Source organism: Halorhodospira halochloris (genome assembly GCF_002356555.2).
Taxonomy (GTDB): domain Bacteria; phylum Pseudomonadota; class Gammaproteobacteria; order Nitrococcales; family Halorhodospiraceae; genus Halorhodospira; species Halorhodospira halochloris.
The window spans coordinates 2,279,503-2,295,241 of record NZ_AP017372.2 but is presented as its reverse complement, the minus strand read 5'-3'; the positions used below and the strand labels follow the sequence as shown (position 1 = coordinate 2,295,241).

General features: G+C 55.1%; 17 protein-coding genes, 1 tRNA gene, 1 pseudogene and 1 CRISPR repeat array. Of the genes and pseudogenes, 11 read left to right on the top strand and 8 right to left on the bottom strand.

The genetic code is table 11. The features are described 5' to 3' along the window. Positions 1-3 precede the first annotated feature (3 nt). Entirely contained in the window at positions 4-1,926 is a 1,923-nt protein-coding gene (gene thrS, locus HH1059_RS10370) for a threonine--tRNA ligase (RefSeq protein WP_096410083.1), read from the bottom strand. A gap of 94 nt (positions 1,927-2,020) precedes the next feature. Continuing rightward, positions 2,021-2,097: transfer RNA gene (locus tag HH1059_RS10365), tRNA-Val, on the bottom strand. 202 nt (positions 2,098-2,299) lie between these two features. Here HH1059_RS10365 and HH1059_RS10360 point away from each other — a divergent pair. From HH1059_RS10360 to HH1059_RS10335, 7 genes and pseudogenes are all read left to right on the top strand, one after another. Continuing rightward, a pseudogene (locus tag HH1059_RS10360) lies at positions 2,300-2,638 on the top strand (site-specific integrase); the annotation flags it as partial. Continuing rightward, positions 2,625-2,891 (top strand): hypothetical protein, encoded by a 267-nt coding sequence (locus HH1059_RS10355; RefSeq protein ID WP_162549513.1) that lies wholly within the window; start codon positions 2,625-2,627, stop codon positions 2,889-2,891. The pseudogene HH1059_RS10360 and the gene HH1059_RS10355, both read left to right, overlap by 14 nt. After that, entirely contained in the window at positions 2,888-3,859 is a 972-nt protein-coding gene (locus HH1059_RS10350; RefSeq protein WP_096410081.1) for a hypothetical protein, read from the top strand. The genes HH1059_RS10355 and HH1059_RS10350 overlap by 4 nt, the downstream gene beginning before the upstream one ends. 217 nt (positions 3,860-4,076) lie before the next feature. After that, positions 4,077-4,226: a hypothetical protein gene (locus HH1059_RS13515; RefSeq protein WP_162549512.1), complete on the top strand. Its 150-nt coding sequence runs from the start codon at positions 4,077-4,079 to the stop codon at positions 4,224-4,226. A gap of 60 nt (positions 4,227-4,286) precedes the next feature. Continuing rightward, entirely contained in the window at positions 4,287-4,661 is a 375-nt protein-coding gene (locus HH1059_RS10345; RefSeq protein ID WP_109962899.1) for a radical SAM protein, read from the top strand. A gap of 225 nt (positions 4,662-4,886) precedes the next feature. Then, positions 4,887-5,729, top strand: a complete 843-nt coding sequence (locus HH1059_RS10340) for a phospholipase D-like domain-containing protein (protein WP_096410079.1) — start codon at positions 4,887-4,889, stop codon at positions 5,727-5,729. A 139-nt stretch (positions 5,730-5,868) separates the two neighbouring features. Continuing rightward, positions 5,869-6,081 (top strand): hypothetical protein, encoded by a 213-nt coding sequence (locus HH1059_RS10335; protein WP_096410078.1) that lies wholly within the window; start codon positions 5,869-5,871, stop codon positions 6,079-6,081. A gap of 80 nt (positions 6,082-6,161) precedes the next feature. Here the strand turns inward: HH1059_RS10335 and HH1059_RS10330 are convergent, their stop codons facing one another. Further along, positions 6,162-7,106 carry a LysR family transcriptional regulator gene (locus tag HH1059_RS10330; protein WP_096410077.1) on the bottom strand — a complete coding sequence of 315 codons (945 nt, stop codon included), beginning with the start codon at positions 7,104-7,106 and terminating at the stop codon, positions 6,162-6,164. Positions 7,107-7,200: 94 nt separating this feature from the next. Here HH1059_RS10330 and HH1059_RS10325 point away from each other — a divergent pair, with 94 nt between their 5' ends. Then, positions 7,201-8,118 (top strand): cation diffusion facilitator family transporter, encoded by a 918-nt coding sequence (locus HH1059_RS10325; RefSeq protein ID WP_096410076.1) that lies wholly within the window; start codon positions 7,201-7,203, stop codon positions 8,116-8,118. Positions 8,119-8,266: 148 nt separating this feature from the next. Further along, positions 8,267-8,686 carry a hypothetical protein gene (locus HH1059_RS13510; protein WP_162549511.1) on the top strand — a complete coding sequence of 140 codons (420 nt, stop codon included), beginning with the start codon at positions 8,267-8,269 and terminating at the stop codon, positions 8,684-8,686. A gap of 740 nt (positions 8,687-9,426) precedes the next feature. Continuing rightward, positions 9,427-9,819: a CRISPR direct-repeat array (repeat unit 36 nt; unit sequence GTCTTAATCCCTTCTCAAACAGGGCCAGATTCAGAC). Positions 9,820-9,989: 170 nt separating this feature from the next. Here the strand turns inward: HH1059_RS13510 and HH1059_RS14135 are convergent. The 5 genes from HH1059_RS14135 to HH1059_RS10295 form a co-directional block, all read right to left on the bottom strand. Beyond that, positions 9,990-10,220 (bottom strand): helix-turn-helix domain-containing protein, encoded by a 231-nt coding sequence (locus HH1059_RS14135; protein ID WP_096410074.1) that lies wholly within the window; start codon positions 10,218-10,220, stop codon positions 9,990-9,992. Next, positions 10,213-11,199, bottom strand: coding sequence for a CRISPR-associated endonuclease Cas1 (gene cas1 / locus HH1059_RS10310; RefSeq protein ID WP_096410073.1), 987 nt, complete (start codon positions 11,197-11,199; stop codon positions 10,213-10,215). The genes HH1059_RS14135 and cas1 overlap by 8 nt, the downstream gene beginning before the upstream one ends. Positions 11,200-11,309: 110 nt before the next feature. Beyond that, positions 11,310-11,621, bottom strand: coding sequence for a CRISPR-associated endonuclease Cas2 (cas2, locus tag HH1059_RS10305; protein ID WP_096410072.1), 312 nt, complete (start codon positions 11,619-11,621; stop codon positions 11,310-11,312). After that, positions 11,614-12,414: a CRISPR-associated endonuclease Cas1 gene (locus HH1059_RS10300; protein WP_096410071.1), complete on the bottom strand. Its 801-nt coding sequence runs from the start codon at positions 12,412-12,414 to the stop codon at positions 11,614-11,616. Before HH1059_RS10300 ends, cas2 begins: the two co-directional genes overlap by 8 nt. Positions 12,415-12,427: 13 nt before the next feature. Further along, positions 12,428-12,709 carry a CRISPR-associated endonuclease Cas2 gene (locus HH1059_RS10295; protein WP_096410070.1) on the bottom strand — a complete coding sequence of 94 codons (282 nt, stop codon included), beginning with the start codon at positions 12,707-12,709 and terminating at the stop codon, positions 12,428-12,430. Positions 12,710-12,888: 179 nt separating this feature from the next. Here HH1059_RS10295 and HH1059_RS10290 point away from each other — a divergent pair, with 179 nt between their 5' ends. Next, on the top strand, positions 12,889-15,060 hold the full coding sequence (locus tag HH1059_RS10290) for a CRISPR-associated ring nuclease (protein ID WP_096410069.1): 2,172 nt from the start codon (positions 12,889-12,891) through the stop codon (positions 15,058-15,060). Then, positions 15,060-15,647 (top strand): NUDIX domain-containing protein, encoded by a 588-nt coding sequence (locus tag HH1059_RS10285; protein WP_096410068.1) that lies wholly within the window; start codon positions 15,060-15,062, stop codon positions 15,645-15,647. Before HH1059_RS10290 ends, HH1059_RS10285 begins: the two co-directional genes overlap by 1 nt. Positions 15,648-15,739: the final 92 nt, after the last annotated feature.

Below are 15,739 nucleotides of genomic sequence, written 5' to 3'. Positions count from 1 at the left end.
CCTCTAATCCTCCGTATTGCAGCCGGGGTGCGAAATATCTTGTTGCAGTCGCGCCACCAGCTCCTCATAGCCCATGGAACCGAGATCCGTGCCATCTCGCATGCGCACGGCTACGGTTTGTGTATCCATCTCCCGGTCCCCGAGCACGAGCATGTAAGGCACTTTCTGCAGTGTATGTTCGCGGATTTTATAGCCGATTTTCTCATTCCTCAAGTCAACATCGGCTCTAAAGCCGTATTCTCTTAAAGATGCGGCGATTTGTTGCGCATAATCGGCCTGGCGATCAGTGATGTTAAGCACTGCAACTTGAACCGGCGCGAGCCAGGTTGGCAAGGCGCCGCCGTAGTGTTCGATGAGTATACCGATGAACCGTTCCAGCGAGCCCAGTATGGCGCGATGGAGCATAACGGGGGTGCGCCGCTCGCCGTCCTCGTCGACATACTGCGCGCCGAGACGCCCCGGCATGGAGAAGTCGACCTGGATTGTGCCGAGTTGCCAGACCCGTTCCAGGCAGTCACGCAGGGAGAACTCTATCTTGGGGCCGTAAAAGGCCCCCTCGCCGGGCTGGACGGTATAGTTCAGGCCGTGGTCTTCCAGGGCTTGGGCAAGCGCCTGTTCGGCCTTGTCCCACACGGCATCGTCGCCGACCCGCTCATCCGGGCGGGTCGATAGGGCAATGATGACCTCGTTAAAGCCGAAATGGCGATAGGCGGTGTGCACCAGGTCAATGAAGGCGCGCACCTCGCTCTGGATCTGCTCTTCGGTGCAGAAGATATGGGCGTCATCCTGCACGAATCCGCGCACCCGCATGAGTCCGTGGAGGGTGCCGGAAGGCTCGTTGCGATGGCAGGAGCCGAATTCGGCCAGGCGCAGCGGCAATTCACGGTAGCTCTTCAGCCCTTGCTTGTAGATTTCTACGTGGCATGGGCAGTTCATCGGCTTTACCGCATAGTCACGCGATTCCGATTCGGTGACGAACATGTTGCTGGCGAACATCTCCCAGTGCCCGGAGCGCTCCCACAGGCTGCGATCGACGAGCATCGGGGTGCGCACTTCGTGATAGCCGTTGTTGCGCATCAGATCGCGGATGTAGCTCTCTACGGTGAGGTAAAGCTGCCAACCGCGTGGGTGCCAGAAGACCATCCCAGGTGACTCTTCCTGCACATGAAAGAGGTCGAGGCTGCGGGCTAAGCGCCGATGGTCGCGCTTCTCGGCCTCTTCGAGGCGCTGAAGATAGGCCTTGAGCTGTTTGCGATCCCCCCAAGCGGTGCCGTAGAGGCGCTGGAGCATCTCATTGTTCTGGTCGCCACGCCAATAGGCACCGGCTACCTTGGTGAGCTTAAAGGCCTTGAGCTTGCCGGTGCTCGGCACATGGGGGCCGCGGCACAGGTCGACGAAATCGCCCTGACGGTAGACGCTGACAGCCTCGCCCTCCGGCAGTTCGTCGATTATTTGCGCTTTGTAGGTCTCGCCTTGCTCGAGGAAGAACTCTTTGGCCGCCTGCCGATCCCAGACTTCCCGCTCGACCGGTTGGTCAGCCTCGGCGAGTTCGCTCATGCGCTGTTCGATGGCCTCCAGCTGGTCCTCGGATATGCTGTGCTCGCCGGCAAAGTCGTAGTAAAAGCCGTTCTCGACGGTAGGGCCGATGGTGACCTGCATCTCGGGGTGGAGCTGTTTTACCGCCTGCGCCATCAAGTGGGCGGTGGAGTGGCGGATGATCTCGAGCCCGTCGTCATCTTTGGCGGTGACTATTTCGACCTGAGCGTCGCGGTCTACGGTACAGGTGAGGTCGACTAGCTCCCCATCAATGCGCCCAGCAACGGCGTCCTTGGCCAGCTTGCTACCGATCGAGGTGGCTATTTCGTGGATGGTGGGAGGGTTGTCGAAGCTTTTGACTGAACCGTCGGGAAGTGTGATGTTCGGCATGCTTAGTGAGAGTCTCCACAGTGGTGGCCTATACGAGGGGCCACATGCATTTTTATGGCGTTTGTATCGGTAAGGATTGATGAAGCCATGGAACTGGTAGGCGCGAGTGGACTCGAACCACCGACCCCCACCATGTCAAGGTGGTGCTCTAACCAGCTGAGCTACGCGCCTATAGCTACGAGGAGGTAGTCTACAGATAGCTGTGGAAATGTCAACATCTGTCGTAACGTGTTGAGTTAAAAGACGTCATATCCCGGCCTGGATCAAGGGTCTCACTCGGGTCAGCGGCCAAAAAGCAAATGCAGGGATTAGGTTCTTGCCGTCTTGGCCCACTTGCGGCCTAAGATGGGCCTAAAGTGTTCGCGAGGGGGGGGGAGGGCCGATCCAGTACAACAATCTGTCTAATCGAGTCTGGTATCCGGCGCTGAAGGCTGCTGGTTTACGACGCCGGCGGCCGTACCAGACCCGGCACACCGCGGCCACGCTCTGGCTCGCCTCTGGCGAGTCGCCGGAGTGGATAGCCCAGCAGATGGGCCATAGCGACACGAAGATGCTCTTTACCGTCTATTCGCGCTATGTCCCCAACCTGACACGGCGTGATGGGTCGGCAATAGAGAGGCTGTTATCGGCTCAGCTCGGGCCGGTGCAGGGCGTATGTGAAATGGCAGGCGATGAAGTACAGGGGGTGGGAGATGAAAGTGACTCAAATTAAGGGGCCAGGCTTCAGCGCCTATATAGTGCCGGCTGCGGTCGAAGAGATGGCGCAAGTGCTGCTCAGTGCTTTCGCAAGCGAGGATTCGGATGTGCTACGGGCAGCAGTAGGAGCACGGGAAGGACAACCCCTGCAGGAAGCGCTGGAGGATTGGTTGCTCCTGCAGCTGGATTTGGAGGATCAAGCCGTGGCGCAGATTCTGTTCAGGCTTTTTGTGGACCGGCTGCAGCGCCGGGTGGAGGTGTTGACATGAAACTGATCAAGTTTACACCCGAAAAGGCTGATGTCCCTTGGTCCGGTGAGTATCGGGTAGCGCAGGTGAATCCCCGGATCAGAATGGTCAATCTGCATGAGCTCGAGCTAGAAGATTGTTCGGGCAGCCTAAAGGTTCTTTACTTGGCGCCAATGGATGAGTTCGGGCAGCCATGCCCACCTTGGGAAGGTAGTGTTGTGAGGGTTACCGTAACTCTGACCCAGGCCCTCCATGGTGGGTGGTATAACCGAGTGGATAAGCTTGAGCAGATTGATGAGTATTCAACGCTGCAACTGCTTCCTCATCGGCTATGTCCTGTACCTGGTTTGCTCTATAGGCTGTATGAAGTGGTCAACCGTGAGATCACAAATCCCGCCTTGCGGCGTTTTCTGGAGCGTGTTTTTGCCGACCAGAAGAGAACCCGGGCTTTCGTCAGCAAGCCAGCCAGTGTTGATTGCCACCATGTGGAACCAGGAGGGTTGCTTAAACACTCTCTGCAAATAGTTCACGGTTTGGATATGTTGACTTGGGGTCATCAAAACGGGGTGAGCCGGCAGTGCCTATTGGTGAGTGCGCTTTTGCATGATTTGGGCAAGGTAGCTCGGGATGTGCTTGGTATGTTGCCTTTCCAGGCTCGTGAGCATGCTAGCTTAAACAAGCTATTGCTTGAGAAGGAACTCTCTTTACTGAAGGAAGAGGACCTTGAGGCTTGGTTATTGCTTCACTACATGTTTAGTGCCATTGAGGGAATCACCGATGGTAATCGTGTTCCTGGGGTGGGTCTTCTTTTGGCACTGGATCGTTTTAGTGCAGCCGAAGATGCTAGCCGGCGTGCTTTTGAATCTTTGCCACGGTATAGACAGATTGCCAGTCTTAAGCCTAGTAATGGAGGCCCTTCCCGGAGCTTTTACCGGCCCCGGTCTGAAGCGCTTCAGTTAGGAGAACGCTGTGCTGGGGCAGTCATGTAGGTAGAGGAGAACCAGCAGTGCAACTGGCGTTTGATATCGGCAGCAGATAAGAGACCGAAGCGGCGCCAGTTGCACCGCTGGAGATGGGCGCATACGAAACCCTTTGGCTGAACCGCAAAGCTAGTTTCAAATGGTTAGCGGATCTGTTCCGCCAAAATCCTCGGGCACAGTTAGCCGATTTCGCCACTTCCCAGCAGGCGCGCACCAAGCTCGCCTAGTGATCGAGACTTTACACGCCGGCGGTGTCGATAATTTTGATGTGTTGCTGCGCGGCAGCGCTGGCTATCCACCACAGCTTTACGATGCCGAGCACCCACTAGCGCTACTTTACTGCGGCGGGCGCAAGGATCTTTTAGCAAGCCCATAGGTTGCAGTAATTGGTACGCGCAACCCCAGTGATAACGGCCGCAAGAGGGCGCGCAGTTTAGTGCCAGCTCGCGGGGTGAATCAGCTGGGGTGGGCAGATCTGCAGGAGTTGCTGTGCCGTAGCCAGGGTCAGCTTGATGCGGTGGTCTTCTCCGGAGGTGAGCCGACCATGCAGCCGGCTATTTTTGATGCTGTAAAGGCGGTGCGTGATCTTGGTTTTAAAGTCGTGCTGCACACTGCTGGTAGCTACCCACAGCTGCTACAGGAGGCACTGCCGTGGGTCGATTGGGTGGCGATGGATATCAAGGGGGAGTGGGCTCATTATCCTGAGGTAACCGGCGCTGCCAATAGCGCTGAGAAAGCCAGGGAGAGTGTAGAGGCGGTGAAAGCGAGTGGTGTGGCGTATGAGTTGAGGGTGTTGGAGGGGGTTGGTTGATTAGGGGGCGGTGCTGTGGCTAGACACCCCTTAGACAAAATGCAGCATTAGCCCTATGCACCACTTCATATGGCCTAAAATGTCGTTGGGCCAGAATTTCTCGGATCATCATTTGCATCAAGGCATGACAAAGCCAGACGAGGATCCCCGGCGCTGTATGTGCAGGTTGCCGAAGCGCTATATAGCTGCAGCCTTGCCTTTGACCATAAAAAAAGAGGATGACCTATGTCCGCACTAAATTGGCAAGCGTTTATTGCACTAACAATCCTGGCTGGCTTTCTACTGCCGCTCGTCTTCATCTCATACAAGAAAGCGTTGCAAGTAGGCCTCGGCGTAGTTCTCTTTTGGCTCGCATGGACGCTCGGGCTTTCAGCGCTGTTTGTTGGCTACTCCCTGAGCGGGCAGCTTGCAAGCTTCCAGCTAACGCTTATCGTCTTGGTAGGACTGGCCGGTGTCGCAACAGTTTATTATTACAATCGCTGGAAAGAGTGCAGTGCGCGCTTACTCGAGGAGAACGAGGCTTTGCGCACTTCAATGCGGGATCTACAAGATAACTTCAGTGCTGCCGCGCCTGCTAAAGGCGTCCGCCCAACTCGCCTGGTCCGCGGGACGAAGCAACACCGTCAAGAGCTTCTTCAGCAAGTTCGCTCTGCCCAGAAGCGCATCATCATCCTGAGCGGGTGGGTAACCAGATACGGCTTCGACAATACCATGCGCCGAGCTCTGCGCAATGCTGCCAAACGTGGGGTTAAAATCTACATCGGCTGGGGTTATAAGTCCCGGCAGGAAGTGGCTCAATCGTCGGGCGAGGCAACTCCGGCGGAGAAGGGCCTTATAGAACTGGCTCGTAACCAAAAGGACAGCATGACCCTTGCGCACTTCAAAAACCACTCCAAACTACTTCTGGTTGACTCGGCTTGTACCATCGGAAGCTTTAACTGGCTCTCCAACGCTTTCTCAGTCAACGATGAGTTGAGTGTGATTATAGAGGATCCAGGCTTCGTTGAAGAGATGTGGACATCGGTGTCCAAGGATATCAAGAGGAACGCCATTTCCGAGGCTCTGTAGCAAGTTGAATTATCTTATTCTCTGTCGTATGGGTTTGCTGTCTACTCAATCACTTTCACACCTGCAGTGTTTCGTGAGGGGACCTTCAATAACCGAAAAACACCGACAGGGCAGTGTTATCTTTGCAGAGGGGGGGTTAATGAACGACCGTGACTACTTTGCCGCCCACACTTATGTCTCCTGGCAGGATGCGGAGAATGTTTTGCGCAATGCCGGCAATCGCAAGCCCAGCGTAGATGATGTGATTGCTGCCCGAGCCCGGATGCGCTATGCAGAGGCCGATGCCATGCTGGCTCTGCGTGCCGAAAGCTCCGAAGTAGAAGGCTCTCTGTCAGACAACAGTAGCGGATAGAATGGCGCAGTTACGGCAGAAGTATGATTAGGTAAGCTGCAGAAATTGGTGTCCGAAATCTTTTGGCCGGAACAGGGGCTTCATGGTTCCTTCTGCTCGTTCAGATCGGCGGATACGGCGGGTGTTGATACGGCAGGCTCAGCCAGCCCCCACTGAGTGAAGCACGCCTCCAGGGCATTGCCCATCCACGTCACCACCGGGCGGCCGTGGGCCTGGTCGGTCTCCAGGGCCGAGAGGGTCATCCACCACGTCGCCTCCGGGTGACGGATGACCCGCAGTTCGCCCCGGTTCAATGGCTCCGCGATCAAGGGCAGCGGGAGGTCCGCCCAGCCGGAGCCCTCCATGACCACATCGCGCATGATCTCGAACTGGGTAAACGCCAGGTAGTTGGCGGTCTCCGGTGATTCCGCAACAAGGGTAGACGTGCCCATGTAGGCAAGCGTGACCTCCGTGTGCAGGACCAGATCATCCTGGGTGACCCGCGGCATGCGCGCCAGCGGGTGCTCGGCGGCGGCCACGGTGTGCATGAGCACGTCTGCGATCTCGCGCAGGTGGTGATAGCCGAAGCTCAGCGAGGGCGGGATCAGGCCGTAGGCGACATCCACCGACTGGCGCTCGACCAGGGCGGGCAACTCCTGGGGTGGGGCGACATAGACCGAGACGCTGGTCTGCGGGTAGCGCTCCTTCAATCGGCGAAGCAGCTCACGCCACAGGGACTCGGGCAGGGCGTCGTCCCGGGCGATGCACAGCCGCGACTCGGCGCCGCTGAGGTGATGGAGACAACGGGAGCGAATCTGATCGGCCACCTGCTGCAGCCGCCGGCAATCGGTAAGGATCGCCCCGCCCACGGGGCTGAGTTCGAGCCGGTTGCCAGAGCGCTCGAACAGGGTCACGCCCAGTTCATCCTCCAGGGCCGAAATTGCTGTGCTCACCGTAGTGCGGCTTTGACCCAGCCTGCGAGCCGCGGCGGCAACAGAGCCGCTCTCCACCACTGCCAGGACACTCTCGATCTGCTCAATCCGCATGGCCTCATTCCAGCGACGGAAAAGCCGTCGCTCAGCGACTGGGCTGGCTCACCGGCTCGTCCTAGAATCCTTATGAAATGGTACTGGAGGGATTATGAAGGAGTTTCTGTCGAGGGAAAACACGTCGCTGACCGTTTCGGTGATCATCGCGGCACTGTTCGCTGCCGCCGGCATCGGCCTCGGCCTGTGGATGGACTCACTGATGATCCTCTTCGATGGCGCCTACTCGCTGATCAGTCTAGTACTCTCGATGCTGGCGCTCTACGTGGCGCGACTGGTCCGTCAGCCGGGCAACCGACACTTCCCTTTCGGCTACGCAGCCCTGGAGCCGCTGGTCATCGCTGTCAAAGGCGTGACCATTACGCTGCTCTGCCTGGTCTCGCTGGCGTCGGCGCTGCATGCGCTGCTCACCGGCGGCTCGCAGATTGATCTGGACATCGCCATCGCTTTCACCATGATTGGGTTGATCGCCTGCTTTTCCTGCACGGTCTATCTGCGTTGGTCCCTGGCCCGCAACGAGTCGGGGCTGGTGGCTGCGGATTTTGAGCAGTGGCGGATGGACACCGTACTGAGCGTCGCGATCCTGCTCGGTTTCGCGGCCGCCTACGCCCTTGAGCGGACAGCGTGGGCAGATTGGGCAGTGTACGCCGATCCGGCCATGGTCGCGCTGGTTGCAGGCTACTTCATCTGGGTGCCCCTGCGCATGACGAGCGCCGCGGTCCGGGAGTTGGTCCTTGCCGCGCCGCCGGCCGCAATGCGCGAAGAGGTGCTGCAGGCGACATCTGACCTGGGGCTGCCATCGGAGGCGGTGCGCATGACAAAGGTCGGGCCTTATCTGGTCCTGGAACTGCTTGTCACGCCCTCGGAGCACACCAGCCCGGAAGCCCTGCGCTTCGGGCTCTATCGGCGTCTGGCCCACATCGAGGCCCGCCCGGTGGTGCTGATGCGGGCCAGTTCGGGCGCGGATGGTAGCTGGCCCTGGCTGGATACCCCCGGCGAGCGTCCGTGGTGACGGACGGGGAGTCGTCGGCCGCGGCCGGCGGCCAGCATGGCAGTGGTCTTACCCCACATCCACCGGGGGTAGCAGGCTTGTCTGGTCAACTTTGCCTTGAGCGATCTTGCTATCCTTACCTTTTGTGTCCAGCTTCCAATGGCCAGTTATGAGCGAGAGAGTCAGTCAATCCACTACAGAGGCAAATGCAGGTCAGCCGCCAAACTTCTGTAAGTTGTTTGTTCATCCTAAACTAGGCCAGATTTTGGTGTTGCTAGATGAGGGCGCAGAGCAGGGGCCTGAGGTGCGGGTTTGCTGCCGACCTTCCGGGGTGAGCGTCTGCACTGCAACTTACCGGTATCCAGATACTCCCGAGGGCTTGCTTGAGGCGCAGGGGGATTTTGAGGCCTTTGATGATGAGCAGGCCTTTGAGGTTGCGAGGCAGATGTTTGTGCAGATGGCGGCAAAAGGAGCGTGCGATGCTCACCAGCAAGTCGCGGATGTGGTCATCATCCCAGACCCAGCCGCGATGGAAGTCAGGGAGTTGGACCTTGCTCTCGCGAATTTCTCGCAGCAGATCATTCAGTGAGGCCTTGGTGCTATCTAACGTCGTCATATTACTCCCCGTTATTGATTATTTGGAGCTTCTTTTCAGCGCTTCTTTTTATCACCTGGCAAGCCGCCATGAGTCGGTACAGTAATACCGTTTTGTTCGCAATAGTTCCGGATCATCTAACGCGCTTTCAGCACGCTCCAGGATGCGCTGAGAGTCGATTGCCATCCAAGTTGAAAGCTTAACTGGCGCAGTTGGTCTGTCAGTGTCCGAATCCTCTTGATGAGCCATTGATGCCTGCTAACGGGAAGGTGGATTGTAATCAGACATGGTAGATAGATGGGGTGAACGGGGCAAGCGAGAGGGGAGGGGAGAGCGGAGGCTGAGCGGTAAAGGAGATGCTCAAGTGCTCATGTCAATTGAAGAGCCTAAGGGTGGGCGCGGCCTTAGAGTAGGTGGATCAGAAGGCGGGAGAGCTACCGAAGTTGTCCACAAAAGCTGTGGAAAACTTTGTGGAGATTTTCCATCTGCCTAATAAGAACGGGCATTTGGCGGGTTTGGATAGTTTTTGTTCAGGCAGGCAGTGGGGACATTAAAATCAGTGGCTTATGACTGTAATTCAGGATACAAAGTGGGTCTTGCGCTTTATCACAGGCTGATTATTGGTCCAAATCGCAAGCATTGAGCCTTGTGCATAACTTAGTTGGCTGAGTGGTGTTGACAGGCAAATGTCAAGGGCAAAGAGCCCTATATTGGTTGGTCAATACCTGCTCGCAGTCTTAATCCCTTCTCAAACAGGGCCAGATTCAGACAAATTCAACCCAAGCAAGGTCCTCAAAGAGTTGGAGTCTTAATCCCTTCTCAAACAGGGCCAGATTCAGACTAGGCTTCAGGGAGGATACTGACGATGATATGGCGTCTTAATCCCTTCTCAAACAGGGCCAGATTCAGACGGAGATGGAGCGGGAAGTCGCTCAGACGGAAGCCGGTCTTAATCCCTTCTCAAACAGGGCCAGATTCAGACATTCGCCGGAAGGGTTTTGATGACCCGCTGATCGAAACGTCTTAATCCCTTCTCAAACAGGGCCAGATTCAGACAGCAGAATGATACTCAACCAAGGGGAACAGAACAGGTCTTAATCCCTTCTCAAACAGGGCCAGATTCAGACTCCTCGGCTCTATAAGCCCTTTCAAAACAGATAGCTACAAGGGGGTTTGACAGAAATCGAGGTGCCCGAATACTTAACATACGCTGGCATCTGCACTCTATTCTCATTTTTAAAGATCCTTCCCCATCCGTAAGTGATGCTATAACAAAAAACCTATAATCGCCATACCTTTATGGTTGCTCTTCCTTGTCAGCGCTTTGCAAGTAAGCTTCGAGCAAGACCATAGGGCTAATGTCTAGGGCGTGAGCTAAGTCTACGAATGTTTGCAACTTCGGATGGCTAGTGCAGTTACAAATATTGTAAAGGGATTGACGGCTCAATCGAGAACGCCTTGCAACCTCCGCCATCGGTATCTTTTTGGATCTAGCTTGTTGGCGCACAAGCAACTCAAACTCAGTCATATTCACTATTACCCGGATTGAGTGACTTGCCTAAGTGCAAGCAGTGGGATGCTATAGTATTTGCTGCCCGCTTTTGCCAACGGCGGTGAAGCTTTGCATGGGCCTCCCAACATGCGAAAAAGTTGCATCTTGCTGACTTGCGCAGTCGAACACCCTCGCCGTCAGAGTCGGTACTAAAGTCGCCGGCCCTCAGCGAACGATTCGCGAATAGGTGCCAGGTTAGTTGCTCTACCCGGGAGCGGGCTATCTCCGTTAGATCGCAAGCTAAAGAGTCTCTTCCCCAGGCAGGTTGATGGAGAAATCCGATCGCCGGATCTAAGCCGCTTGCCATCGTTGCTCTTAGGGCATCGCCGTGGGCGAGAGCATAGCCCAACGAGAGAATGGCGTTTACTGGATCGCGTGGGGGGCGACGGTTCCTGCTCTTAAAGCCTAAGGATTCCGGAAATAACGATGTGTAGCCTCGAAAAAAGGCAGCAGTGGCTGATCCTTCGTAGCCGCGGGATTGTTCGAGAGTCAGTGACTGCGATGAGTGGCGCAAGTGGGAGCGCATTCTATCGATTTCCTCTAAGGCGCAGAAGATCGGTTGACGCTGCTCTGGTCGGTGGATTAAAGCCTGATGGAGTAAGCGATGTTGGCTGGCTAGGCGCAGGCGAATTAACTTAATAGCCCAAACAGGATCGTTCGGCTGGGTAGTAGCTAGTTCATACTGACCTAAGCGGCGAGTGGAGTCGCCATGGCTCTCGCTGCGCATGAAAGAACTGCGATTTTGACCGCGAGCGGGCATAAAGGTAACCCCTATGCCGGACGCCCCAAGGTTCGTGAGCACATTGCTGGTGAGTTCCACGTTGCCGATAACCACAAGGCGCTCCAGAAGGTTCAATGGTACGGAGCGAGGTTGTTTATCAGGTTCTCGGATTAAAAGCGCTTTATGGGCATAATCTAGCTTGGTCCCGCGCCGATCTATGTAGAGCGTACCCACAAGCCTTACCTCTTGTTTAAGGTTACTGGCTTACAGGTTGGCATCTAAATCGCGGGTATATTCACTCGGCAACCTTGCCATCCAGGCTAGGGAGTGGTTGACAGCTAGTGTCACTGCCCAGGGAATTGCTCCTTTAGGTACAGTCCAGGCAGGATTAATCCGACCGGCAAGGGGGCAGGGCCCTGGTAAGTGCCCTGAGCGCGATTCTGCAGAGCATATATACGTACATCATCAACTCTTTCATCAATTTCATGGCGCAGCACTTCGGCAAGTTGTTGGCGCGCACTAGGGACAAGGCGGCAGTAAAAGACACTATACTGTAGCGGCGTTCCCCACTCCTTCATCTTACGATGCACGCGGCGCAGGCGACGGGGATCCCTAATGTCGTAGCAGACGAGATGATTTACAGGGTGCTCACTCATCAGCTTGAACCTTGTTTTTGCTCATTTTATGCCAACTGACATAGTACTCTTCGGTCAGAGCATGGAGATGGCGGTAGAGCTGACGAGGGATTGGATTGGCTAATTGTAGCTCAACAAACTCCAACCGCTTGTACTCACTGATTTCTAGTGACTGTTGTCGCCGCCACCTGACGAAGCGCCAAAGCAGAGGAATGTATAAGCAGCGATATAACTCACTTTCTAAGTCCTCGCCTTGAGCAGCCAAAACCCGGCAGACGCTATTCCAGCCCCTACGATGTATCTCCGCTTGTAGCCAGCTGCGCAGATCGCGGCTAAGGGCCTCGATCTCATGATCTATCCAGTGCAGCGGGCTAAGTTTACGCAGGTATTTCTCTAGCCTTTTACAGCCAGAGTGAAAGTCCCCCTTAGGCGAGTGGCGAAAAACCATGCTCCAGCAGTGGCGACGCTGTGCATCGCGCCACCAGTGGTAAGGCCCTAGGGCCGTATGTTCACCGATAAGGGCCGCTAGCTCCTGCGCTGGTTGGTTCTTTGGCTCACCAGATGGCTGTAGCCAGGCACTTTGTTGACCGTTGCCATCCTGGAAATGTATTACTACTCCGGCTCTAGCTAAAGCCAAGCAGGCACCTAATAGCTCCTCGCCGCCACAACCTCGAATCACCGCACGGCCGATACGCACAATGGGGATATAGGTGGCCGCTTTGCCAGGGCGATTTACTCGCAGCGCGGAGTCCTCGTGGCGGACGTTTACGCGATCAGCATTTATATAGATAGTGCGCGGCTCTGCATGGGACATGACATACCGCCTTTCATCCGAAGTAAAAGAAGTCTGGATCCGCTGGCTCTTCGGCTGCTCCAAGAGTTACCAATGGCTTACGCGGCTCAAGGGGAAGTAAGGCAAACTGATCTACCCTCGGGTCAATAACATTCGCCATCTGTAGGTGTAATTCCTCTTGCTCTGCCTGGGTTAGCCAGCACTCATAGGCAGATTTCTGACCACCACTAGCGTAACCCTTGATGACCCGGACGGATTTGGTCAGGCGTTGTGGACAGCGCACATCGTAGGCAGCTAGAAAAAGCTTGCGAGCCATTTATGTTAACTCTTTAAGCTAGGCAGAGAGCCTCAATATAAACTGCCACGCTTAAGCCCAGATCGTGGCAAGCGGCAAGCTTGCAAGTGCTACAATTCGGCCTAAAAACCTATTTTATTGGGGTGGGTGAGCAAATGACTCGCCAAGCACTAAACGATGGGTAAGAGCAGAGATCTTCCATGAACACACTGGTGGCTACGCTTGGGACTACCTGGCAGGTTTTGCCTGAAATTTTCGCCTATACCAATCCGGGCGCAGCACCTTTGTATGAGCACTCCAGTGCTGCAGGCGATATACAAGAAGAACGGAAAGACTATGGTCTAAGGCCGGTACAGTCACTTTGGATAATCACCACCGAAGGTGGCATTGAAGAATGGCAGAATTTATGCCAGTGGCAACAGTACCTGCCCGAGCCTATAGAAATGCGTTGCTGGTACATCAAGGGGATAGAAGAGCTCTTCACTCCTGGAGAGAACCGTGCCATGGCGGATCTAATCTACCGCGTGGCACTACATGCCCGTCTTCATACTCGCCGGAACAATAGCTGCTTGTATTTCGCGCTCGCCGGCGGCCGCAAGACTATGAGTGCTGAACTCCAGCAGGCTGCACATTTGTTTGGCGCCGACGCTCTATTGCATGTAGTGGACCGCTTTGCAAAACAAGAACGTGAGCAATTTAACAGCTTATCCTTCCAAAGCCTGTGTCAGCCTCTACCAAAAGAGTTCGCAGATAGCATTAGACCTTTGGTAACTAACGGGGATTTACCGGGGAATGAGGCTTTACTGAACAGCTTCCAGGAGCTTGATTGCGAATTTGAAGAGCGCTTCCCCCTTCCTGGCTTTGGCGATCAGCAAAGATTCTCCATTGAGTCTGTGCCCGCCCAAGATGATCTCCACGCTTGGGTTAAGGAACGCCAAAAGCGGGCTGAGGCCTTGCTTGCTAACTACCGCTTACAGGTCTCGGCTCATGAAAAACTAGGCAATTTCCGTGCCCTTTATGGCTTGTCGCCGCAAACTGTAGAAAAGTTACGCCAAACGCGGCTTGGCTGCGATCAACACAAGCAAGAGCAGGAGCTAGCTTGGTTGCGCCGCTTACCTAAAGCCGAATTGCATTGCCACCTTGGGGGTATTCTTGATAGTGCGGGGATGATTAGAGTAGCCGAAGCGATGGCCGATGATTTGGCTGCTGAAGATAGGCGCAATCGAGAATTCGCGATTTGGCGCCGGGATATGGAGACGGCGATTAGGTCAGGTAACATCCCATACTTGAAGAGCCTTCTCCCCGGCGGCTCTCTGAGCGGAAAGCCTTTACGGGATAACTTCTCAGTTACACAGCCACTCTCGGTAGCAGCACTGCTGTATGCCTTCAGGGATAACCCGCAATTGCTTGATTCACTGCTCTATGGTGTTTACCAGCAGCCCAGCCAGTTTACTGCTGTCGGCATAGAGAGCTATGAGGAACTAGGCAACTTACAAGGCTCTGGGCTCTTGCAGTCTGAGAAAACGCTGCGTGCAGCGATGGCAGAGCTAGGTGCAATATGCCGTCGGGAGCGGATTGGTTACCTAGAGCTGCGCTGCTCACCCCTAAATTATGTCAGAGGCGACTTAGATAAGGACGATGTGGTTCGCATCCTTGTTGAGGAGGCAGAGCGCATAGAGGATTGTGATGTTCGTTTGCTGTTCATTGCTAGCCGCCATCGCGATCCAGAACAGACCAAGGAACATATCGAGCTTGCCCTACACTGGTTCGATAACAGTAAGAGCTTTAGGGAGCGGTTTGTCGGTTTTGACCTTGCCGGGGCAGAACATGCAATGCAGCCTGCGGCAATGAGAGAGTATTTTCTCCCCTTGCATGAGCGGGTTGTGCGCATGACTATCCATGCGGGGGAGGGCGAGAGAGCCGAGAATATCTGGGAGGCGGTTTATGAGCTGTCAGCTGATCGTATAGGTCATGGTTTGACCCTTAAGGAGTACCCGGATCTGATCGACCGCTTCAGGGATCGGCGCATAGCGCTGGAGATGTGTCCGTCTAGTAATCGCCAGATACGTGGCTATTATCATCCCCATTACTCGCCCCAAGAAGAGCGCAAATACCCACTAAGCTCATACCTTGAGGCTGGTCTTCGGGTGAGCATCAACACGGATAACCCCGGCATATCTAGAACTAGCTTAAGCGAAGAATTCCTGACGGCAGCGCAGATGACCCCCGGCGGTTTAAGCGCTTGGCACATCCTGCAGATTATCCGCAATGGCTATCAAGCCGCATTTTGCGGTCAGGAGCAACGCCGCTCTCATTTGATTGAGGCAGAGAAAAAAATAATCGAGGCAGTGCAGGATGGAGCTATTGAGTAATGGGTAAAGGGAAAGTTTTGGTTGTGCCGCGACAGGATTTGCCGGATAGCTGGCTACCGCACGAGGGCGCATTGCGGTCGACGTGGGGCGAGGTCAAAGAAGTTATATCGACAGCCGGTACTCTTTGGTTAGAGCGCTCACAGGCAGAGTATGATCACGCATACAAGCAATTAATTGCGTATGTGCGCCTGCGTGATTCGCAGGGGAGTTATGCTGTCTATAAGCGCCAAGGCAGTGAGCAACGCCTCCACGGCTTATGGTCTGTTGGGCTAGGGGGCCATGTTGACGAAGGGGATTGTTCAGCAGCAGATGACTCAGACGCAGCTAAAGCGCTTGAAAGAGCTGCTTATAGAGAACTGGAAGAGGAATTAAATGGATTTACGCCAGAGAGGCTAGAGTTTTTGGGCTTGATCAATGAAGAGAAGACGGAAGTAGGATTGGTGCATTTGGGGATGGTGTGGGAGGCAGTTGCTGGTATTGATAGGCCCAAGCCAGGGGCCGAACTAGGGGAAATGGGTTGGCGCTCGCCAGGTCAATTACCAGAAGATGAACTAGAATACTGGAGCAGGCTAGCAATGCGGCTTTGACAAATGCTTAACCCGTCTAGCCTAGCGAAAACAAGGCCACTTCGGTTTATTCAAAGCTTTTTAACGCTTATCTCTATACGAGCAACAGGTTA